The sequence below is a fragment of the Acinetobacter sp. TR3 genome (genome assembly GCF_027105055.1).
In the GTDB taxonomy this organism is placed as follows: Bacteria; Pseudomonadota; Gammaproteobacteria; order Pseudomonadales; family Moraxellaceae; genus Acinetobacter.
The window spans coordinates 1,140,887-1,165,279 of sequence record NZ_CP114264.1; the positions used below are offsets into that span (position 1 = coordinate 1,140,887).

The following is a 24,393-nucleotide window of genomic DNA, read 5'->3' on the forward strand; positions in this document are numbered from 1 at the left end:
ATATTCAAGATAACCACGACCTTGAACTTTTGGGTTTTGATATTCAACCGTGAAAGTGTATGTACTTGCATAACCGATCCCGTGCCTGCGGCTCTAGCATATTCATAAGTACATAAGCCTTCCGCAAGCGTTGTTTGTCCTTGGTATTCGAGTTGCCCTTTAAATTTTGACAATAAACTAAAGTGATCATAAATCGGGGTTTTAATAAACCAAGAGGCTTGATCTGTAACATCCAAATCAAACTCAAACTTCAATCCATGATAAGCACCTTTGAGGTGAATGTTTGGTAAAGTGCCTTCAATCGAAACTTCTTGTCCCAACTCAATTTGCCAACCATTTTCTTGAATATGAGTCTCTTCAGGCATGATATAGGCTTTTAATAGATGTTCATCTAAAGCGGCAGTACTTGAAAAGAAAGTTGCAGTCTTGCGTGGATCACCTAAGGTAATTTCATCATGATCAAAAGCCAAAGCCCCAGGTGTACCAAGTAAGATCATAATATTCAAATAACGATGTGGCTCAGTTAGCAATGGAAAGAAGATGCCATAGTGTGTCCATGTATAGAATTTTTCTTCAGTTCTAGGACGAATGATTTCTGGTTCAGAAAAAGGAATCGTTGAATATTTAATCGCTTGATCTAAGGTGCTTTGTGCAAGTAATAAACTTTTACCCAAAATTTTGCTTGTAAGGGATGAGGGTGGCAATTGTTTTTTCATCTTGTTTCCTACGTTCTTTCCATACTGAAAAGCTAGGTTATGAAAAACAATTGCCTTTGCTAAGCGGAAATAAGGACAAAGCCAAAGCTTTTTAGGGCAATCTCCCTAAACCTTGTTAGACAATTTTTCAAGGTTTTGCGAACCGATCCAATGCTTAGAGAACTGATAGGCTGCACGTCCTGAACGTTGCCCACGTGCTTGGCACCATTTCAAACTTTCAGCACGAACAATGTCGTTATATTCCAAATTTGCTTGAACAATATAATGCTCAACAATTTCTAAATACAGTTGTTGATCCATTGGATAGAAGGAAAGCCACATACCAAAACGATCAGACAATGAAATTTTTTCCTCAATCGCTTCTTGAGGATGTAACTCGGTATATTGAGGAACATCCACTTTACGCACAGGCGTATTTTCATGCATAAATTCAGGTAATAAATGACGGCGGTTACTGGTTGCATAAATAATAAAATTACTTGAACCCGATTGAAGTGAGCCATCCAAGACACTTTTTAAACTACGATAATTTTCATCTTCTGCGTTAAACGCAAGATCATCACAATAAACAATAAATTTTTCAGGACGATGTTCTATTAATTTTTGGATTTTAGGTAAATCAGAAAGATCATCTCGTTCAATTTCAATTAAACGCAGACCTTGTGCTGAATATTCTGTGAGTAAGGCACGAACAATCGATGATTTCCCTGTACCGCGTGAACCTGTGAGTAAGACATCATTGGCAGGTAAACCATTGAGAAACTGTAAAGTATTTTGAATAATCTTGGCTTTTTGGCGTTCAATCCCTTTTAAATCTTCTAAATACATTTTTTTAGGTTGTTGAATTGCAAGCAATTGTTGATTTTCCCATCGAAATGCAATCGCCGAAAAATCTGTGGGTTGTTTAGGAGCAGGGAGAACTTGTTGTAACTGTGTCAAAACACTTGATAACGATTGGATAATAGATTCGGGTAAATCAAGAATAGCCATAAACACAAACCAAACTCAGTGATTAATGAATAGGGATACTATCATCGCTATAGTCGAAATGCAGAAAATATCATGAAAAATGTTGCAAACGATCAATTTTACCCTTGATTGTTGGTGTTGCTTTTTGCATTGTATAAGTGCGAGATGATAAGAATATAATGAAAAATAGGAATGCTAATGTTTAATAGAGCTCAAGAAAAAAGAAATACATATCAATTGCATAGAGTCGATATGTTAAAAGAAAGCTTGCAACAAGCGAGTTCTTATGCGGAATGGAAAGAAATTGCACTAAAATTGGATGAAGAAGCGGGGCATGAAGCATGGAAATATGACAATCAATCGCCTTACTTTGATGCAGAAATTTTGTCTAAACGATATAACCTATTAAAAAAATATCGAATGCAACATCGAACTTTAGATTTAATTTATGTTCTTCGTGAAGGCTTATCTTATGACTTCGCCAATATTGGTCATCCAATGTTATTTGCACAAACCTATATTGGTACCAAAAGAATTATCGAAAACTATGTGGAAGAAATGAGTGAATGTCTTCGCTATTTAGCTTCTAGTGAATGTATTACTTTTCAACTCAAAGAAAAAATTCAATTTTTTAAAGAATGTCAAAGAGCCTATGGACAACCTGCACTTATGTTCTCTGGTGGTGCGACACTGGGTTTATTTCATACAGGTGTATGTAAGGCTTTGCTCGAACAAGATTTGATGCCTCGAGTTCTGTCTGGTTCAAGTGCAGGGGCGATCATGACTGGCATGTTGGGTGTATCATCGGCTGATAAAATTCCAGAACTGCTCAAAGGTGAACATTTTTTTAGTGATGCCTTTAAATTTAGAAAAATGACTGAATTGATTCGAGGGAATGGTGGAATTGCTGATGTGATGTATTTGAAAAAATTCCTAATGAATAATTTGGGGGATATAACATTTGCAGAAGCTTATCAACAGTCAAAACGCCACATTAATATTGTGATTGCGCCCTATAACACGGCACAAAATCCACGGATTATGAATGCACTGACTGCACCGAATGTTTTGGTTTGGAGTGCGGTTTTAGCTTCCTGTGCTGTACCTGTATTATTTCCGCCGGTGCATGTAACCAGTAAGCGTTATGATGGTCAACATACGCCGTATCTAGCCAATACAAGGTGGGTGGATGGAAGTATGCGCAGTGATTTTCCACAAGAAAAAATGGCACGTCTATATAACATTAATTACACTATTGCTAGCCAAGTAAACCCACATATTGTGCCTTTTATGCAAAGTGATACGGAACGATTTCGTCGAGATGTGCTGAGTTGGCCTGAGCGAATTATTCGGCATCAGGGCAAAGCTATTGCGATGGAATTTCTTGATCTAACGCGCCATTATATGGGGGATTTTTTCCCGATTCGCCGTATTTTAGATCATGGCTATGGAATTTTAGGACAACGTTATTATGGGGATGTGAATATTATCGCCAAGTATGGACTTCGCCATTATCATTACATGCTCAAAAACCCACGTCCAAAACTTTTTAAAATCTTACAGCAAGAGGGTGAAAGGGCAACATGGCCTAAAATTTCCTCCATCGAAATACATGCACGGATTGGTAAAACCATTGAGCATTGTTTAACATCATTGCGAAAGCAGCAAGAAAAGCAGCAGAATGATTTTTACTACGTGGATCTCTGATTCAAACATTCAATGGGATGACTTAACTTTAACAACCAAATCTGAGAGCTATGCGTTTGGGCGGCGTTTATATACTTTTCAGGTCGCACAGCAACAGTACTGGCTCAAATTCCATCTAGCGAATACCCATGATGTGTTAGAGCAAGCTTTTCAGCGTGAATTAGATTTCTATCAACAACATGCCCAAATTGAGCAAACTTTTTTATTAGCACATCAAATTATTCAGCTTCGGGATATCACAAGTGGTATGGATTTTCCTGAGTGTGGGGTAGGGTTACTCAGTCCTGATACAAATCAATTTTTCGATACGATTGTAAATGTAGCGAATACTGAAGCGATTCAGCACAAGATTCTTATTGCATTAAATGCGCTAAACAATATGCATCAACTGGGTTGGATTCATGGAGACTTAAAAGTTGAACATTTCCGATTATATGAAAACTCATGCAAATTGATTGATTTTGAGCAAAGCTGCAAATTAGAGCATTCAATAGAGAATTTAACGGCGACTCCACGTTATATGGCACCTGAACTTTTCCATGGGAAGCCGAAAACCGTACAAACTGATTTATATGCATTCGGCATCATTCTTTATGAATGGTTGTCTCAAACGAGAGTATGTGCAAAAAATTATCATGATTGGGCAGTTTTACATTGCCAAAAACTAGAGATTCAATTGCCTAATGAGTTACAGTGTTTTTTACCTTTGCTAAATGGTCTATTGCACAAACATAAAGAACAGCGGTTGAACTCCGTTGTTGAAGCAAAACATTGTTTAAATGCGATTAATTTGCTGTAAAAATAAACATAAATAATTGATTTGAATATTATATGTGCATTTGGTAGGGTTTTTTATCAGAAAGACTTGTCATAAAGCATGTTTCTCACTAATATGCATACCCATCGGGGGCGTGGCGAAATTGGTAGACGCACTGGATTTAGGTTCCAGCGCCGCAAGGTGTAAGAGTTCGAGTCTCTTCGCCCCCACCAAATTTAAAAAGCAAGATTTTCTTGCTTTTTTTATGATTAAATCAGAAATGAGTTAATCATGCAGTTATAGAGGATTGGTGTAATGGTAGCATGACGGTCTCCAAAACCGTTCGTCAAGGTTCGAGTCCTTGATCCTCTGCCAAATATGAAAAGGAGCTTTAAATAAGTTCCTTTTTTTATTTCAATAATTTTTTCATTTGTATATGAAAAAAGCATTAGCTTTCAGATGCATAGTTTTTTTATAAAAAAGGCTTGTCAGCAAGAAAGTTTATCACTAATATACACATCCATCGGGGGCGTGGCGAAATTGGTAGACGCACTGGATTTAGGTTCCAGCGCCGCAAGGTGTAAGAGTTCGAGTCTCTTCGCCCCCACCAAATTTAAAAAGTAAGTGTTTTACTTTTTATGATTAAGTCAGAGATGAATTAATCATGCAGTTATAGAGGATTGGTGTAATGGTAGCATGACGGTCTCCAAAACCGTTCGTCAAGGTTCGAGTCCTTGATCCTCTGCCAAATAAATAAAAAAGCCCTTGTATTTACAAGGGCTTTTTTATGCTTTTTGATTCAATAATTCAATTGAATGAATATCAGTTTTTAATCACATTTGCTTAACGTATTAATCGTAATCAATCATCTATTCAATTGAAAAAACTAGAAAAAGCATAGGGAGCATATTCGCTCCCTATGCTTATTTTTGATCGTGTTTGATTATGGTGTTGCTAATGCTTTTGCCAATAGTGGTAAATTTTGACCTGTTGCAGCCGCTAAAATAAAGTTTTGACTTGGTGTGGTGATTGTCCATTTTTGATTATTTCCACCGCCACAGCCATAAGTAATTAATGTACCGCGACCATCTGCACTTGGCGCACCACCACCACTTAGATCTAAGCAACTACCACCTTGACGGAACTGTTGAGTTGAACCAGTAATAGGTGTTTCCCAAATTTGATTACTAACACTGTTATTGCAGGCAGCGAGAGTTGCACCTGATAAACAGAATTCAGGATATTGTACGCTGTGAATTTTGCCCACAGCATCATAGATCCATAGGCTAGAATTATCGCCAGTACAATTATTTCTACCACTCATAAATACACTTGGTTTGCCTGTGCTAGTCGAAATTTCAGCTTTGAGGCAAGCTGAATTCATATTTGGCATCACAAACATTGTTGCACCTGCCAGTGGATTGCTACTGGAAAGACCAAGTTGGGTGACAAAGCTTTTTAACGCATCATTTGCAGCGGTGATATTTGCAGTTAAGTCATTGCGATAGACGTTGACCCAACGGTTTAAACGGTATAATTGTGCTTGTTGGTTGCTGAAGCGATCAAACTCTTGGCGTGCGGTTGCTGAAAGCTCATTTTTAAAATTCTTATAAGAATCATAGAGAATTTTATTGTTTGGAGAGAGATTTGCAACAAGTTTACCTTGGTTGCTGAGTAGAGCTTGTTCTAATTGCGGGAGTTCAACTTTGCGTAAAGCTGTAAAGCCTTGTTGCTTACCAATCGTTACAGCAGCAGGGAGGGATTGTGCATAGCTTGGAATGACAATCGATGAGAGTTTGTTGGCTTGTTCATTGGCGCGTTTACAATATAAATCAACGCTTAGCGGTGCATCACTTTGAGCTAAATTAATATGTAATTTATTTGCATTACTGCCCATGCGATTTGGGGCGAGTGCGATATTTTCTTCTGCTTTGGATGCGTATTTGACATTGATCCAGCAGCTTGCATTTGCAAGACTCATCTGTGCTTGAGGCAGTGTGAAAATGTTCCCCCAGTTGCCGCGTGCAGCAGGGTAAAGCAGACCAACTTGGTTGACAGGGTCATAGCCACCTAAAATGGTAAAGACAGGTACACCAAATTGAGTTGGTTTTAGATAATTGCCATCAGGACGGTTGTACCAGACTTGACTTGAATTTGGAACTTTAGGTTGCGTGACATCCATTTGGCGTGTTGTCGCATTCCAACGTTTGTATCCTGTAGTGGAGCTTGCATCCCAAACTGGGCGATCAAATGCGGGTTGTATTCTGATCTTTGTACTATAGCCTGTATAATGAGTGAAACGAGACAGTGCGCTAGAGTAATTACCACCCGCCATGGCATCAGTACCATAGGTATAGGCATTTTGAAAGATAGGCGTGCCACCTAAACGATTGTCTAAATTTGTATTATTCCAGTTTAAATTGCCTCGCATACGATTACGATAGGCAATATAGCCCCAACCACTATCTGGATGATGAGCTGCCCAAAAGTAGTTCTCTCCGTTTTGTCCAGGATAGTGTCCTAAGCCATAGTGATGCCCAATTTCATGGCTAAATTCATTACCTGCTGAATCAATCAGCGTTAAAATACCGTTACCACCACTCAAACCATGACTGACATCACCATTTTCGTATTTACCCCAAGCATGGTGAATGACTGCACTTTGAGTCAGTTGAGGTTGCTGTTGGCTTGACATTGATGCACTGGTTACACCCCAGTTTGCAAGGTTAATTCCTGTACTAAAGGTAGATTTAGCAGTATTTTCTCGCATATCACCACTGTAGACATCACCTGTTGTGGCGCTTTTGTCATTATAAATGACACCACTTGCAACCATAACCTGATTCAGTTGCATGTCATCATACTTTGTGACGATCATTTTTGCCGCAGGAATCGTTTCAAAATAATCAGTACCCGCTTTTTCAGGTTCGTTCAGCATATAGTGACCACTAGATTGTCGAGGTGCGGTGAGCATGCCTAAACGAATGCTTTGAACCACTAATTCACCCGGCGCTCCAAAATCAATCGATTGTGCATTCAGTCGCCCGTTTTTAAGGCTAACAGGATCTACAATACGAATATTTAAACCCGGTTTGACTTCATCCCAATTAAGAGCTGCTGTCCATGTGCGTTTAGAGTATTGAACTCTTGGACGGGCATCACCGTTAGATTGATCTGAGGCGGGGATTTGAGTGGGTTCTTGTAATGCAACACGACGTATTAAACGACTATTTAAATAGATTTCTGCATTCAGTTGTTGCACCTCACCCATGTCGGTATTTGGGGTAACTAAAAGAAGAGCATCTTTTTCACTGGTAAGACGAGGCATACTTTTCGCCTCGTTACCATTTGGGTCTACGGTATGGTTTTGTGCAAATTGGATCATTGCTGCAAAACTACCGACAAGATCATTACGTAAAGGTCGTGTATTTCCTTGTAAGTCGTAATCGTAGAATCCCAGCGTATTTGAATCAAAAACATCTTTACTTGGCTCAGGATAAGCACCTGATGTCGTAAGTGCTTTTGCTTGACCATTTGTCGCCGAATCCGTTTTATTATTATCAGTTGTTTCTTGAGAGTTTCCTCCACAACCAGATAATAATAAGAGTGAAATACATAAGCTTAATGTGCTTATTGAGGGTTTTGTCACATTTTTCATTTTTTAATTAACCAAGTTAATAGAGTGTTAAATAGGAGTTAATTTAAAAATAATATAACTTATATTTAATTGATGAGTATATAAGTAATAAACAAAATAGTTATTTTGTTGTGTGATGTTGTTCTTGTTTTCTTGGTGGTGTTTCAAAAAGTATGCTGAAACAAAGCAGGTTGAATTTTGATAAAATAGAGAAATGCGAATAACTCTAGAAATCAAATGTCCAACCTGCCTCAGTGACAGTATAAAGAAAAATGGCATCAAAGTAGATGGGAAACAAAACTATCAGTGCAAAGACTGTAAACGTCAGTTTATTGGTGACCATGCTCTGAGCTATCTAGGATGTAATTCAGGCATTACTCGAAAAATATTACAGTTGATGGTCAGAGGTAGTGGTATACGAGATATCGCTGAAGTTGAGCGAATCAGTATCGGTAAAGTTTTACGTACTTTAACCGAATCGACCTACCAAATTCAGCCTAAACAAAGTCATTATGAGTCTCTTGAAGTTGATGAGTTTTGGACTTTTGTGGGAAATAAAAATAATAAACAATGGCTTATTTACGCCTACCATCGAGAAACAGGTGAGATTGTTGCTTATGTTTGGGGTAAAAGAGACTTAGCTACAGTTCAACGATTGAAGACAAAGCTTAAACAATTAGGTATTCACTACACCCGAATTGCAAGTGATCATTGGGACAGTTTCATAACTGCTTTTAAAAACTGCAAGCAAAGTATTGGTAAATTTTTTACTGTAGGTATTGAAGGTAATAATTGCAAAATAAGGCATCGAATTAGGCGCGGTTTTAGAAGGAGTTGTAATTTTTCAAAAAAGATTGAAAACCATTTTAAAGCTTTCGACTTAACCTTTTTTTACATCAATAATGGCTTCATTTAATGTCAGCATACTTTTTGAAACACCACCGTTTTCTTATTTAAGTGTTATTGGATTTTTATAAAAATAAAATATGTATAAGGTGTTCTCACCCGCTAAGATATTGTTATTATGTGACATTTATTGGCATATTTTAACAAATATTATAGTGTTTGATGTGTGTCTTTAAACTTTATCTTAAATTATCATTTATTTTAATTTTATATATTTAGTATTAATTTAGGGGCTTAGGAAGTTAAAGAGGGTTGTTACGGAGTATTTTAAGCAAATCAAGGTATAAATTACCATGACGATGATTGAAGCGATATTCCGTTTCTTTAAGATGCAAATAAAACATCTTCTTGTCAATTCCATTAAATTTACTGAGCCGCTTTTTCGCATAGCCCCAAAAGGATTCTATACCGTTAATATGACGTTCCCCACAAGCAAATTCATTGTCACCGTGATTTACTCTTAAGTGCTTATCAAAGCCAATATCAACCAAACCATCATACCCCCTCCATCCATCTGTATTGATGACTGAATCAAGTTCTATATGCCCACGGATAATGCCTTGTAGCGTCGCTTTTGAGCAATCTGGTACAATTTCCGTGTACACATTTCCATCCCGTTTGAGCAACCCAAATACAATGGTTTTTCCTGATGCCCCACGACCTCGCTTACCACGAACACGACGAGCACCAAAGTAAGATTCATCCAGTTCAACAATGCCATTGAAGGGAGATATTTCTTCACATTGGACAGCAATCTTTTTACGCAATTTGATATAAATTGTATTGATGGAGCGAACAGAAATATTGGTAAGTTTAGCAGTATCAGATGCAGTAAAATCCATGGCAAAAAAGCGAATGATTTGCCTGAATTTTGCTTCTGCGATTCTTGAACGGGAATAGTATCTATTTTTTGCTTTCATATAAGGAAGTTACCATACTTTTTAATATGCTTAACTTCCTAAGCCCCTAATTTAAAAATAATATGGTTTTAAAATAAATATAAATATTGTATCTTTGTGCTGATTTTATATGTTTTGGTATTTGTTATTTTTAAATGTGCTTATTATTTAAAAATAATGTGCTTTTATTATCTTTGTTTTATCTAAAATGATATCAAAGACACATAAATTATTTTTTTTGCGTCCATTTTGTTGAAAATTAAAATGAAATGGAAATTTAAAATTGAGCGCTGATATTTAGTTCTGGGGTAGCGTAGAGATGAATAAAGTCTATAAGACAGTATGGAATAAGAGTCTAGGTTGTTGGCAGGTGACTTCGGAATTAACACGAAGTCATTCGCGAGGCGGTCAGAGTTCAACGGTGACAGGGCATGTTAAAGAGACAAAAACTTGGTTTCAGACCCTACGTTTATCTTTATTAAGTTTAGCGCTGCTACCGATCTCGCTTTGGGCAGGAGTATCTGATGTACAATTGCCAACAGGTGGTAATGTCACAGTTGGCTCGGCACAAGTAAGTCAAAATAATAATACGTTAAATGTCCATCAAAATAGTCAGAACGTAGGTATCCAATGGGATACGTTTAACATTGGACAAAATGCGACGGTCAATTTCTATCAGCCAAATACTTCTTCGATTGCAGTAAATCGTGTTTTGGATAGTAACGCCAGTCAAATTATGGGGAAACTGAATGCCAACGGGCAAGTTTTTTTATTGAATCCGAATGGTGTGATTTTTTCTAAAACGGCACAAGTCAATGTCGGTGGGATTGTTGCATCAACACTGAATGTCACAGATAGTGATATTATCAGTGGAAACTTTACCCTTAAAAATCAATCTAATGCTGCCAGTGTTGAGAACTATGGTTCAGTTATTGCCAATGGTGGTGTCGTTGCATTTATTGCACCAACTGTCATCAATGATGGGCAGATTCAGGCACATAATGGTGTGATCCATTTAACCGCAGCAGATCAAGTCACTTTAAAATTACAAGATGGTCAACTGACTGAATACAAAGTTGAAATTGGGACGTTGCAAGGTCTGATTGATAACCGTGGCGCGATTCTTGCCAATAACGGTGCAATTTATTTAACTGCAAAAGCCAAAGATAGCTTAAGCAAAGCCGTGGTGAATCATAGCGGTATTATTGAAGCCAATCGTTTGAGTCAAAATGCCAAAGGTGAAATTGTTTTGGTTGCGGATATGCAACAAGGTACAACCAATGTCAGTGGTGTTTTAAAATCAGAAGGTCATAATGGTCATGCGGGTGGTTTCATTGAAACCAGTGCAGCGCAGGTGAAAATTGCCGATAGCACACACGTTTCGACTTTATCTGATGGCGGTAAAACAGGAACGTGGCTGATCGACCCAACTGATTTTAGTATCAATGCTGGCTCGGCTGCTCAAACGGGTAGTGGTATTGGTGCAACGACATTACAAAATAATTTGAACAGCACCTCCGTCATTTTAGAAACACAAAATGCTGGGTCAGAAAAGGGTGATATCAATGTTAATGCGGCAGTTACATGGAATAAAGACACCACACTGACACTAAAAGCACATAACGATATTAATGTGAATGCCAGTATTACGGCACAAAACCAAGATGGTAAAGTGGTGTTGTTATATGGGCAAAATGGCAGTGAAAGTGCCAATTATTATATTAAAAATGGCGCGAAGATAAATTTAAAAGCGGGGCAAAATTTTAGCACGCAAAAAGGTACGGATGTCAGCAAACGTATTGATTATAAGGTTGTGACTGATTTACAGGCTTTACAAAATATCAATAATGCACTGGCAGGTAATTACGTACTTGGAACAGATATTGATGCCACGGTGACCAAAGATTGGGGTGTTGGAGACGAAAAAGGTTTTAATCCACTCGGTAATGAGTTTGATTATTTTACAGGACGTTTTGATGGCTTAGGGCATACAGTGAGCCATCTCACGATCAATCGCCCCTATAGTTATGACGTTGGATTGTTTGGGCATATTGATGGTGCTGTCATTCGTAACGTCGGTTTGGTTGGTGGTTCAGTCATTGGTGACAGTTTTGTCGGCGGTTTAGTCGGGCAAAGTGGTCATCAAAGTTTAGTTGAGAATGTATTTAATACGGGATCTGTTCAAGGCTATGGGACTGTTGGTGGTCTAGTCGGAGGAAATTTTGATGGCAGTACCATTAAAAATTCTTATGCGACGGGGAATGTCACTGGCGCACAAAACTCAACTTATATCGGTGGTTTAGTTGGGGGGAATGATGGCGCAGTTATCGAGAATGTCTATGCTTCTGGAAATGTGAATGGTACTGATATTGTTGGTGGTCTGGTTGGAGATAATAATCATGGCGGTACAATCAATAATGCCTATGCAACAGGAGCTGTCACTGGCGAACAAAATGTTGGTGGTTTAGTTGGAAATAACTATTATGACGCCGAGGTTAAAAATGCTTATGCGACTGGAGCGGTTACAGGTACTGATCGTGTCGGTGGTTTGGTTGGAGAAAACCTTGCTGCAAAGATTGAAAATACCTATGCACTTGGAAAAGTGACAGGGGCGACAACAGTCGGTGGTTTACTCGGTAAAAATGTTCAGGGTGTAGTAAGTAATAGTTATTGGGATAAGAATAAAACAGGATTAGATACCAGCTCAGGTAGTGCGAATACCAGTGGTTTGACCAGCGATGAAATGTTCAATGCGAATAAGTTTATTGGCTTTGATTTTGATAAAATTTGGGCAAATGCTGATAATCAAACCACGCCGTATTTTAAAGATCATATTGGTCCAAACCAAGTCGTTAACAAACAAGATCAATTGGGCGGTTACTACAGCGTTATCCAAAATCTAAATCAACTACAAAACATAAATCAAAACCTTGCAGGTAATTACCTACTGGGTAATGACATTGATGCCAAAAACTCACAATTTTGGGGTGATGCAACTGGTATTGGCTTTAATCCGCTTGGTGATAGTAGTCACGCTTTTACAGGTAAATTAGATGGTTTAGGTCATCAAATTTCAGATTTATATATTTCTCGTGAAACCACGGATAACGTTGGCTTATTTGGCTATATTCAGAACGCCAATCTTAAAAACTTTGGTGTCGTGAATAGCAATATCAAAGGTCAAAACCATGTCGGTGCTGTCGTTGGAAGCAGTACACAGAGTTCACAACTTTATAGCATTTATAGTACTGGATCGGTTGTAGGTACGGGTGATGCTGTGGGTGGATTGGTTGGACAGCAACAAGATGGTTCAAAAATAGAAAGTGCATATTCAACCAGTCAAGTGACAGGTCAGAATCAGGTTGGTGGTCTGGTCGGTACTAATCAAAATGCAATCATTAAAGATACCTATGCAACTGGTGCTGTCAGTGGATTGAGTAATGTTGCGGGCTTAGTGGGAAGTAACCAAAACCAAGCAACGATCCAAAATGCCTATGCCACTGGGCGTGTTACAGGGAATAGTCTGGTTGGTGGTTTAGTTGGAAATAATAACAACGCAACCGTGAGTAATGGTCACTGGAATAAAGAGACCACGCTGCAAAATGCCAGCGCAGGGAGTAGTGCAAGTTCTGGTTTGACCAATGCTGAAATGAAAGATGCATCTAAGTTTACTTTTCTTGATGCTGATAGCACATTGGGGGGGAAACAGACGGCATGGCGTATTTATGACGGTCTAAGCGTACCTTTACTACGAAGCTTTTTGACGACTAAAGATTTATCTGTCACGGATAAAACCACAACCTATACAGGTAAAGAGCAACATTTTGCGGATGTTTGGGGATTAGACAGCAGCAAATATACTGCCAATGGTCAAACCAGTGGAACGGATGCAGGTCTTTATAAAGCGATTTATTATAGTGATAACCAACACGGCTATGATTTTATCGGGAATGAAGGCACTTTAACGATTAATAAAGCCAAAGTTACTATCACTGGAAATAGTGATTCAACAATCTATAACGGTAAAACTCAATCAATTAACAATCCACATTATACGGTTGATGGATTGGTGAATGGGGAAACTGAGTCATTGCTTGGAAATATCGCGATAACAGGCGCTTCAGGTAAAGATGCAGGGAATTATACCAACAAGGTAACAGGCGAAAATAGCAGTACCAAAAACTATGACATCGCGTATGTTGATGGCAAGTTTGTCATTAATAAAAAGAAAGCAACAGTTTACGCACTAGATGAAACACGTGAATATAATGGTTTTAACCAACAAATTAATAGTTTCCGTGCTGATGGCTTAATTGATGGAGAAACTGAATCTGTTCTCGCAGTAAATGCTGTTGCAACACGTAAAGATGCTGGAAACTATGTACATGCTGTTGCTTATAGTAATGCTGCAAAAGGTGATAAAAACTACGATCTCACCTTTGTAAATGGCACATATACCATTACTAAAGCCACTGCCACAATTAAAGGAAATAGCTTAGCAACGACCTATAATGGTCAGGTACAGAATGTCGCTGGATTTACGATTGCAGGTTTGAAAGGCAATGATGTAAACAATCAAGCAAATATTTTTAGTGGTGTTACTGCTTCTGGTGCGAGCGATCGAAATGCAGGTAGTTATACCAACACTGTAGCTGGAGCAGCATCCACTACGAACTATAATATCGTATATGAAAATGGTTCACTTAATATTGCCAAGAAACAAATTACAGGCGTATTAACAGCTCAAGACAAAGTGTATGACGGTACAACCAATGCGATCATCAATGGTAGCTTGAATGGTTTGATCACGGGTGACCAAGTTAATTTGAATGCCCAAGGACAATTTGCGGATAAAAATGCGGGTTCAAATAAGAATGTAAATGTATCAGGCAATTTAAGTGGTACAGATGCAGGTAACTATGATCTTGCAGCGAATACATCAGCACAAGCCAACATCAGCAAGAAGCAAGTCACAGGCAGCATCACTGCTCAAGACAAAGTTTATGACGGCACAACTAGTGCGATCATCAATGGTAGCTTGAACGGTTTGATCACAGGCGACCAAGTCAACCTGAATGTGGAAGGACAATTTGCGGATAAAAATGCGGGTTCAAATAAGAATGTAAATGTATCAGGCAATTTAACGGGTACAGATGCAGCCAACTACGATCTTGCAGCGAATACATCAGCACAAGCCAGTATTAGTAAGAAACAAATCATAGGCAGCATCACCGCTCAAGACAAAGTTTATGACGGCACAACCAGTGCGATCATCAATGGTAGCTTGAACGGTTTAATTACAGGTGACCAAGTCAACCTAAATGCGCAAGGACAGTTTACAGATAAGAATGCAGGCTCAAACAAGAATGTAAACGTATCAGGTAATTTAAGTGGTACAGATGCAAGTAACTACGATCTTGCAGCAAATACATCAGCACAAGCCAGTATTAGTAAGAAACAAATCATAGGCAGCATCACCGCTCAAGACAAAGTTTATGACGGCACAACCAGTGCGATCATCAATGGCAGCTTGAATGGTTTAATCACAGGTGACCAAGTCAACCTAAATGCGCAAGGACAGTTTACAGATAAGAATGCAGGCTCAAACAAGAATGTAAACGTATCAGGTAATTTAAGTGGTACAGATGCAAGTAACTACGATCTTGCAGCAAATACATCAGCACAAGCCAGTATTAGTAAGAAACAAATCATAGGCAGCATCACCGCTCAAGACAAAGTTTATGACGGCACAACTAGTGCGATCATCAATGGCAGCTTGAATGGTTTAATCACAGGTGACCAAGTCAACCTAAATGCGCAAGGACAGTTTACAGATAAGAATGCAGGCTCAAACAAGAATGTAAACGTATCAGGTAATTTAAGTGGTACAGATGCAAGTAACTACGATCTTGCAGCAAATACATCAGCACAAGCCAACATCAGTAAAAAGCAAATCACAGGCGTATTAACGGCTCAGGATAAAGTTTACGATGGCACAACCAGTGCAATTGTAAACGGTAGTTTGAATGCAAGTGATGTGATCACTGGCGATCAAGTCAGTGTGGGTACAACAGGACAATTTGTAGATAAGAACGCAGGTCAAAACAAAGTTGTTACAGCTTCAAGTAGCTTGGTTGGATTGGATGCAGGCAACTACGAACTCACCACCAATGGACAAGTGACTGCGAACATCAGCAAGAAACAAATCACAGGTGTATTGACAGCTCAAGATAAAGTTTACGATGGGACGACCAGTGCAATTGTAAATGGTAGCCTGAACGCAGGCGGTGTGATCACTGGCGATCAAGTTAGTGTTGGAACAACAGGACAGTTCGTAGATAAGAATGCAGGTCAGAACAAAGTTGTCACAGCTTCAAGTAGCTTGGTTGGATTAGATGCTGGTAACTATGAACTCACCACCAATGGACAAGTGACTGCGAACATCAGTAAGAAGCAGATCACAGGCAACATCACCGCTCAAGATAAAGTTTACGATGGCACAACTAGTGCGATTGTGAATGGTAGCTTGAATGGTTTGATCACAGGCGACCAAGTCAACCTAAATGCGCAAGGGCAATTTGCCGATAAAAATGCAGGCTCAAACAAGAATGTAAATGTATCAGGCAATCTCAGTGGTACAGATGCAGGCAACTATAGCCTACAAGCGAATAGCCAGACTCAAGCGAATATCAGCAAGAAACAAATTACAGGTGTATTAACTGCTCAGGATAAAGTCTATGACGGCACAACTAGTGCGATCGTTAATGGTAGCTTGAATGGTTTGATCACAGGTGACCAAGTCAACCTAAACGCGCAAGGACAGTTTGCTGATAAAAATGCGGGTTCGAATAAAAATGTAAATGTATTAGGTAATTTAAGTGGTACAGATGCAGGTAACTACGATCTTGCAGCAAATACATCAGCACAAGCCAACATCAGTAAAAAGCAAATCACAGGTGTATTAACGGCTCAGGACAAAGTTTACGACGGTACAACCAATGCAATTGTAAATGGTAGCTTGAATGGTTTGATTGCAGGTGACCAAGTCAACCTGAATGCGCAAGGGCAGTTTGCAGATAAAAATGCAGGTTCAAACAAGAATGTAAATGTATCAGGTAATTTAAGTGGTACAGATTCAGGCAACTATAGCCTACAAGCGAATAGTCAGACTCAAGCCAACATCAGCAAGAAGCAAATTACAGGTGTATTGACTGCTCAGGATAAAGTTTACGATGGTACAACCAATGCAATTGTAAATGGTAGCTTGAATGGTTTAATCACAGGCGACCAAGTCAACCTAAATGCGCAAGGACAATTTGCAGATAAAAATGCAGGTTCAAACAAGAATGTAAATGTATCAGGTAATTTAAGTGGTACAGATGCAAACAACTACGATCTTGCAGCGAATACATCTGCACAAGCCAATATCAGCAAGAAACAAATTACAGGCGTATTAACAGCTCAGGATAAAGTTTACGATGGCACAACCAATGCAATTGTAAATGGTAGTTTGAATGGTTTGATCACAGGTGACCAAGTCAACCTAAATGCGCAAGGACAATTTGCAGATAAAAATGCAGGTTCAAACAAGAATGTAAATGTATCAGGTAATTTAACTGGTACAGATGCAGCGAACTATAGCTTACAAGCGAATAGTCAGACTCAAGCCAACATTAGCAAGAAACAAATCACAGGTGTATTAACAGCTCAAGACAAAGTTTACGATGGCACAACCAGTGCGATCGTGAATGGCAGCTTGAATGCAAGTGATGTGATTACAGGCGATCAAGTCAGTGTGGGTACAACAGGACAGTTTGTAGATAAGAACGCAGGTCAAAATAAAGTTGTCACAGCTTCAAGTAGCTTGGTTGGATTGGATGCAGGCAACTATGAACTCACCACCACTGGACAAGTGACGGCTAACATCAGTAAGAAACAAATCACGGGCAGCATTACTGCTCAAGATAAAGTTTACGATGGTACAACCAGTGCGATTGTAAGTGGTGCATTAAACGCAGGTAGTGTCATCACTGGTGATCAAGTCAACCTAAATGCGCAAGGGCAGTTTGCAGATAAGAACGCAGGTCAGAACAAAGTTGTCACAGCTTCAAGTAGCTTGGTTGGATTGGATGCAGGCAACTATGAACTCACCACCACTGGACAAGTGACTGCCAATATTAGCAAGAAACAAATTACAGGTAGTATCACTGCTCAAGATAAAGTCTATGATGGTACAACCAGTGCGATCGTAAATGGCAGCTTGAATGGTTTGATTACAGGTGACCAAGTTAACCTAAATGCCCAAGGACAATTTGCAGATAAAAATGCAGGTTCAAACAAGAATGTAAATGTATCAGGTAATTTAACTGGTACAGATGCAGCGAACTATAGCTTACAAGCGAATAGTCAGACTCAAGCCAACATTAGCAAGAAACAAATTACAGGTGTATTGACTGCTCAAGATAAAGTCTATGATGGTACAACCAGTGCAATTGTAAATGGTAGCTTGAATGGTTTGATCACAGGTGACCAAGTCAACCTAAATGCGCAAGGGCAGTTTGCAGATAAGAACGCAGGTCAAAATAAAGTTGTCACAGCTTCAAGTAGCTTGGTTGGATTGGATGCAGGCAACTATGAACTCACCACCACTGGACAAGTGACTGCCAATATTAGCAAGAAGCAAATTACAGGTAGTATCACTGCTCAAGACAAAGTTTACGATGGTACAACCAGTGCGATCGTAAATGGCAGCTTGAATGCAAGTGATGTGATCACAGGTGACCAAGTCAACCTAAATGCGCAAGGGCAGTTTGCAGATAAGAACGCAGGTCAAAATAAAGTTGTCACAGCTTCAAGTAGCTTGGTTGGATTGGATGCAGGCAACTATGAACTCACCACCACTGGACAAGTGACTGCCAACATCAGCAAGAAACAAATTACAGGTGTATTGACTGCTCAGGACAAAGTTTACGATGGTACAACCAGTGCAATTGTAAATGGTAGTTTGAACGCAAGTGATGTGATTACGGGCGATCAAGTCAGTGTTGGTACAACAGGACAGTTTGTAGATAAGAACGCAGGTCAAAATAAAGTTGTCACAGCTTCAAGTAGCTTGGTTGGATTGGATGCAGGCAACTATGAACTCACCACCACTGGACAAGTGACGGCTAACATCAGTAAGAAACAAATCACGGGCAGCATTACTGCTCAAGACAAAGTTTACGATGGTACAACCAGTGCGATCGTGAATGGCAGCTTGAATGGTTTGATCACAGGTGACCAAGTCAACCTGAATGCGCAAGGACAGTTTGCGGATAAAAATGCAGGTTCAAACAAGAATGTAAATGTATCAGGTAATTTAAGTGGTATAGATTCAGGCAACTATAGCCTACAAGCGAATAGTCAGACTCAAGCCAACATTAGCAAGAAACAAATTACAGGTGTATTAACAGCTCAGGACAAAGTTTACGACGGTACAACCAGTGCGATTGTAAATGGTAGCTTAAATGCAAGTGATGTGATTACAGGCGATCAAGTCAGCGTGGGTACAACAGGACAATTTGTCGATAAGAACGCAGGCCAAAACAAAGTTGTCACAGCTTCAAGTAGCTTGGTTGGATTGGATGCAGGCAACTATGAACTCACCACCAATGGGCAAGTGACGGCTAACATCAGTAAGAAACAAGTCACAGGCAGCATCACCGCTCAGGACAAAGTTTACGATGGTACAACCAATGCGATTGTAAATGGTAGTTTGAATGCAAGTGATGTGATTACAGGCGATCAAGTCAGTGTGGGTACAACAGGACAGTTTGTAGATAAGAACGCAGGTCAAAATAAAGTTGTCACAGCTTCAAGTAGCTTGGTTGGATTGGATGCAGGCAACTATGAACTCACCGCCACTGGACAAGTGACGGCTAACATCAGCAAGAAGCAAATCACAGGTAGTATCACTGCTCAAGACAAAGTCTATGACGGTACAACCAGTGCAATTGTAAATGGTAGCTTGAATGGTTTGATTACAGGTGACCAAGTTAACCTGAATGCGCAAGGACAATTTGCAGATAAAAATGCAGGTTCAAACAAGAATGTAAATGTATCAGGTAATTTAAGTGGTATAGATTCAGGCAACTATAGCCTACAAGCGAATAGTCAGACTCAAGCGAGTATCAGCAAGAAACAAATCACAGGCAGCATCACCGCTCAAGACAAGGTTTACGATGGTACGACTAATGCGATTGTAAACGGTAGCTTGAATGGGTTGATTACAGGTGACCAAGTCAACCTAAATGCGCAAGGACAATTTGCAGATAAAAATGCAGGTTCAAACAAGAATGTAAATGTATCAGGAAACTTAACGGGTACAGATGCAGGTAATTACGATCTTTTAGCCAATACATCCGCACAAGCTAATATCAGTAAAAAGCAAATCACAGGTAGTATCACTGCTCAAGATAAAGTTTATGACGGTACGACCAGTGCAATTGTGAATGGCAGCTTGAATGGTTTGATTACAGGTGACCAAGTTAACCTAAATGCCCAAGGACAATTTGCAGATAAAAATGCAGGTTCAAACAAGAATGTAAATGTATCAGGTAATTTAACTGGTACAGATGCAGCGAACTATAGCTTACAAGCGAATAGTCAGACTCAAGCCAACATTAGCAAGAAACAAATTACAGGTGTATTGACAGCTCAAGACAAAGTTTACGATGGTACAACCAATGCAATTGTAAATGGTAGCTTGAATGGTTTAATTTCAGGTGACCAAGTCAAGCTAAATGCGCAAGGACAGTTTGCGGATAAAAATGCAGGTTCAAACAAGAATGTAAATGTATCAGGTAATTTAAGTGGTACAGATGCAGGCAACTATAGCCTACAAGCGAATAGTCAGACTCAAGCCAACATTAGCAAGAAACAAATTACAGGTGTATTAACAGCTCAGGACAAAGTTTACGACGGTACAACCAGTGCGATTGTAAATGGTAGCTTAAATGCAAGTGATGTGATTACAGGCGATCAAGTCAGCGTGGGTACAACAGGACAATTTGTCGATAAGAACGCAGGCCAAAACAAAGTTGTCACAGCTTCAAGTAGCTTGGTTGGATTGGATGCAGGCAACTATGAACTCACCACCAATGGGCAAGTGACGGCTAACATCAGTAAGAAACAAGTCACAGGCAGCATCACCGCTCAGGACAAAGTTTACGATGGTACAACCAATGCGATTGTAAATGGTAGTTTGAATGCAAGTGATGTGATTACAGGCGATCAAGTCAGTGTGGGTACAACAGGACAGTTTGTAGATAAGAACGCAGGTCAAAATAAAGTTGTCACAGCTTCAAGTAGCTTGGTTGGATTGGATGCAGGCAACTATGAACTCACCGCCACTGGACAAGTGACGGCTAACATCAGCAAGAAGCAAATCACAGGTAGTATCACTGCTCAAGACAAAGTCTATGACGGTACAACCAGTGCAATTGTAAATGGTAGCTTGAATGGTTTAATCACAGGCGACCAAGTCAACCTAAATGCGCAAGGACAATTTGCAGATAAAAATGCAGGTTCAAACAAGAATGTAAATGTATCAGGTAATCTCAGTGGTACAGATTCAGGCAACTATAGCCTACAAGCGAATAGTCAGACTCAAGCGAGTATCAGCAAGAAACAAATTACAGGTGTATTGACAGCTCAGGACAAAGTTTACGATGGTACAACCAGTGCAATTGTGAATGGTAGTTTGAATGGTTTAATCACAGGTGATCAAGTTAATCTGAATGCTCAAGGGCAATTTGCGGATAAGAACGCGGGTTCAAACAAGAATGTAAATGTATCAGGTAATTTAAGTGGTACAGATGCAGGCAACTATAGCCTACAAGCGAATAGTCAGACTCAAGCCAACATTAGCAAGAAACAAATCACAGGTGTATTGACAGCTCAGGATAAAGTTTACGATGGTACAACCAGTGCAATTGTAAATGGTAGTTTGAATGCAAGTGATGTGATTACAGGCGATCAAGTCAGTGTGGGTACAACAGGACAGTTTGTAGATAAGAACGCAGGTCAAAATAAAGTTGTCACAGCTTCAAGTAGCTTGGTTGGATTGGATGCAGGCAACTATGAACTCACCACCACTGGACAAGTGGCGGCTAACATCAGCAAGAAGCAAATCACAGGCGTATTAACAGCTCAGGACAAAGTTTACGATGGTACAACCAATGCAATTGTAAATGGTAGCTTGAATGGTTTGATTACAGGTGACCAAGTTAACCTGAATGCGCAAGGACAATTTGCAGATAAAAATGCAGGTTCAAACAAGAATGTAAATGTATCAGGTAATTTAAGTGGTACAGATTCAGGCAACTATAGCCTACAAGCGAATAGTCAGACTCAAGCGAGTATCAGCAAGAAACAAATTACAGGTGTATTGACAGCTCAAGATAAAGTTTACGATGGTACAAGCAGTGCGATCGTCAATGGTAGTTTGAATGGTTTGATCACAGGTGACCAAGTTAACCTGAATGTGCAAGGACAATTTGCAGATAAAAATGCTGGCTCGAATAAAAATGTAAATGTATCAGGTAATTTAAGTGGTACAGATGCAGCGAACTATAGCTTACAAGCGAATAGTCAGACTCAAGCGAATATTGCAAAAGCCAAAGCACAAGTCATTGGTAATAGTTTAACGACGACTTATAACGGTCAGCAACAACAAGTCAATGGTTTCACTGCTCAAGGCTTAGTGAATGGGGAACGTGCTGAAGTTTTAACAAATGTAACGGCGACAGGTGCAAGCGCCATTTCAACAGGGAACTATCAGAATCAGGTCAGTGGTCATGATCAGAACTATGATCTGACATTTACTGCTGGAATGTTGAAAATTGAAGCGCCATTGGTCGATCCAAAACCACCTATCGGACCTGAAAAACCGAGCCAACCTAATCTCTCAATTTGGCAAGATTTATTAGGTAATCCATATCAGCGAGCGATTCATTTTGCTCCACAAGCAAATAAACCAAAACAGTCGGATAACATCGAAATAGAAATTATTGGTGATGGTATCAACATGGATGGTATTCACACCTTAACGGGGAATTTTTAATTATGTTATATCCGAAGACAACATTATTGATGAGTATGCTTTCACTGAGTAGCTTTTCAGTTTTTGCAGATAATGTGCCAAATGCTGGACTACTTCTTCAACAGCAAACCATACAGCAATACCAACCTCAAGCTGAGGTGAATATTGAGCAGCCTGCACAAATGCAAATCGCGCAAGCAGATGCTCAACAGCAAGTTAAAGTTGAACAGATTGTAATTACAGGAAATCAAAGCATTAGCACAGCAGATTTACATGCTTTGGTTGCCGATGCTGAAACTAAGATGTTGACACTTGCTGATTTACAGCAATTAACGAAATGGATTACGACTTATTATCAACAACAGGGTTATCCCTATAGTCGGGCGTATTTACCTGTACAAAGTTTGAAAAATGGTGTGGTTAAGATTGCGATTTTGGAGGCAAAATATGATCGTATCATTATCAATAATCAAACCAAAACATCGCCACACTTAATCCAAGCTATTTTGCAGCCGTTACAGTCAGGCAATATTATTGACTCGGCGACTTTACAGCAGCAGCTTAAATTGTTGAATCGTTTAGATGGGATTCAAACACGTAATATCATTAGCGCAGGGCGTTATGCTGGAACCAGTGATTTAACAATTGATATTCAGCCAACATCATCACTGACAGGCTATGTCGGTTTAGATAATTATGGCAATGAATATACCCATGAAGTGCGTTTAAATGCTGGCGTTGCAGTCAATAATGCTTTGGGTTTGGGTGATCGCTTGACTGTGGATGGCATGACATCGGGCAATCTAAACTTTGGTCGACTGGGCTACGAAGCAACAATGAATGGTATCGGTACACGTCTAGGTGCGAGTTATTCTGATTTAGCCTATGAATTAGGTAAAGAATATAAAGCTTTAGATGCGACGGGCACAGCACAGCAAATCAGTGTATGGTTGAATCAACCAATATTATTGAATAATCGTAGTGAAGTGATTTTGGGTGTGCAATATGATCATAAACGCCTGAAAGATGATATTAACGTCGCAGAAATTTATCGGGATCGGAATATTGATGTCGGACGTATTCGTTTAGATGCTTCTCAATATGATGATTTTGCAGGTGGCGGTTTAACTCAACTTGGCGTTGCAACAGATATTGGACGGGTTAATTTTAAAAATGCGATGGCAGAACTTGGTGATCAAGCAACGGCAAAAACACAAGGTGAATTTGTTAGTGCCTTTATGAATGTCTCTCGCTTGCAAAATTTAAATGGTTCAAAAACCCAAATCTATGCAGCTTTACAAGCACAATATAGCCCTGATAATTTAGATAGCGCTCAGCAATTTAGTGTTGGTGGTGCGTCGAATATTGCAGGATATAAGAATAGTGCGTTAAGTGGTTCAACTGGATATTACGTTTTGTCTGAACTTAGACAGAGTTTATATGCTTCTGCACAAAATCAACTTGCAGCGAAGATCTATGTCGATACAGCAACGGTTAAACACCAAGCACGAGAGTGGAGTGGTTTAACAGGCAAAAATATAGAACAGATTAGTAGTGCAGGTTTTGGACTAAACTGGTCAAATGCGATGCAATGGCAAGCAGCATTAACTGTAGGGTTCCCGATAGGCTCACAACCTGATAGCGTTGATAAGCGTAATGACGTCGAAGCTTGGCTTAATTTAAGTAAACGTTTTTAAATAAGAACCGAGTTATGATCAGTT

Annotated in this window: 8 protein-coding genes, 4 tRNA genes and 1 pseudogene; 9 read left to right on the forward strand and 4 right to left on the reverse strand. The window is 39.4% G+C overall.

Annotated features, from left to right (window positions below):
• Nucleotides 1-65 precede the first annotated feature (65 nt).
• A pseudogene (locus O1449_RS05390) lies at nt 66-716 on the reverse strand (DUF6670 family protein); the annotation flags it as partial.
• Nucleotides 717-821: 105 nt separating this feature from the next.
• Nucleotides 822-1,706 (reverse strand): ATP-binding protein, encoded by an 885-nt coding sequence (locus O1449_RS05395; RefSeq protein WP_269239390.1) that lies wholly within the window; start codon nt 1,704-1,706, stop codon nt 822-824.
• A gap of 177 nt (nt 1,707-1,883) precedes the next feature.
• Between O1449_RS05395 and O1449_RS05400 the strand changes: the two genes are divergently transcribed.
• The 6 genes from O1449_RS05400 (at nt 1,884) to O1449_RS05425 (ending at nt 4,897) form a co-directional block, all read left to right on the forward strand.
• The gene (locus tag O1449_RS05400; protein ID WP_269239391.1) at nt 1,884-3,392 is read left to right on the forward strand and encodes a DUF3336 domain-containing protein; all 1,509 of its coding nucleotides are present in this window, start codon (nt 1,884-1,886) and stop codon (nt 3,390-3,392) included.
• Entirely contained in the window at nt 3,367-4,191 is an 825-nt protein-coding gene (locus tag O1449_RS05405; RefSeq protein ID WP_269239392.1) for a protein kinase domain-containing protein, read from the forward strand. The genes O1449_RS05400 and O1449_RS05405 overlap by 26 nt, the downstream gene beginning before the upstream one ends.
• Before the next feature lie 106 nt (nt 4,192-4,297).
• A tRNA-Leu gene (locus tag O1449_RS05410) sits at nt 4,298-4,382 on the forward strand.
• Nucleotides 4,383-4,450: 68 nt separating this feature from the next.
• Nucleotides 4,451-4,524, forward strand: a tRNA-Trp gene (locus O1449_RS05415).
• 150 nt (nt 4,525-4,674) lie between these two features.
• Nucleotides 4,675-4,759 (forward strand) — tRNA-Leu (locus tag O1449_RS05420).
• A gap of 64 nt (nt 4,760-4,823) precedes the next feature.
• Nucleotides 4,824-4,897 (forward strand) — tRNA-Trp (locus O1449_RS05425).
• A 195-nt stretch (nt 4,898-5,092) separates the two neighbouring features.
• Here O1449_RS05425 and O1449_RS05430 read toward each other — a convergent pair.
• Nucleotides 5,093-7,807 carry a M66 family metalloprotease gene (locus O1449_RS05430; protein WP_269239393.1) on the reverse strand — a complete coding sequence of 905 codons (2,715 nt, stop codon included), beginning with the start codon at nt 7,805-7,807 and terminating at the stop codon, nt 5,093-5,095.
• Nucleotides 7,808-8,000: 193 nt separating this feature from the next.
• On the opposite strand from O1449_RS05430, the gene O1449_RS05435 reads away from it, so the two are divergent.
• A complete protein-coding gene (locus tag O1449_RS05435) occupies nt 8,001-8,702 on the forward strand; it encodes an IS1-like element ISPa14 family transposase (protein ID WP_001223318.1) in 702 nt (233 codons plus the stop codon).
• A 232-nt stretch (nt 8,703-8,934) separates the two neighbouring features.
• Here O1449_RS05435 and O1449_RS05440 read toward each other — a convergent pair whose 3' ends face one another.
• Entirely contained in the window at nt 8,935-9,612 is a 678-nt protein-coding gene (locus O1449_RS05440) for an IS1595 family transposase (protein WP_269239394.1), read from the reverse strand.
• A 298-nt stretch (nt 9,613-9,910) separates the two neighbouring features.
• Here O1449_RS05440 and O1449_RS05445 point away from each other — a divergent pair, with 298 nt between their 5' ends.
• Together O1449_RS05445 and O1449_RS05450 are read left to right on the forward strand one after the other, a co-directional pair.
• On the forward strand, nt 9,911-22,693 hold the full coding sequence (locus O1449_RS05445; protein WP_269239395.1) for a YDG domain-containing protein: 12,783 nt from the start codon (nt 9,911-9,913) through the stop codon (nt 22,691-22,693).
• Between the two features lie 2 nt (nt 22,694-22,695).
• The gene (locus O1449_RS05450) at nt 22,696-24,369 is read left to right on the forward strand and encodes a ShlB/FhaC/HecB family hemolysin secretion/activation protein (RefSeq protein ID WP_269239396.1); all 1,674 of its coding nucleotides are present in this window, start codon (nt 22,696-22,698) and stop codon (nt 24,367-24,369) included.
• The last annotated feature ends 24 nt before the right edge of the window (nt 24,370-24,393 follow it).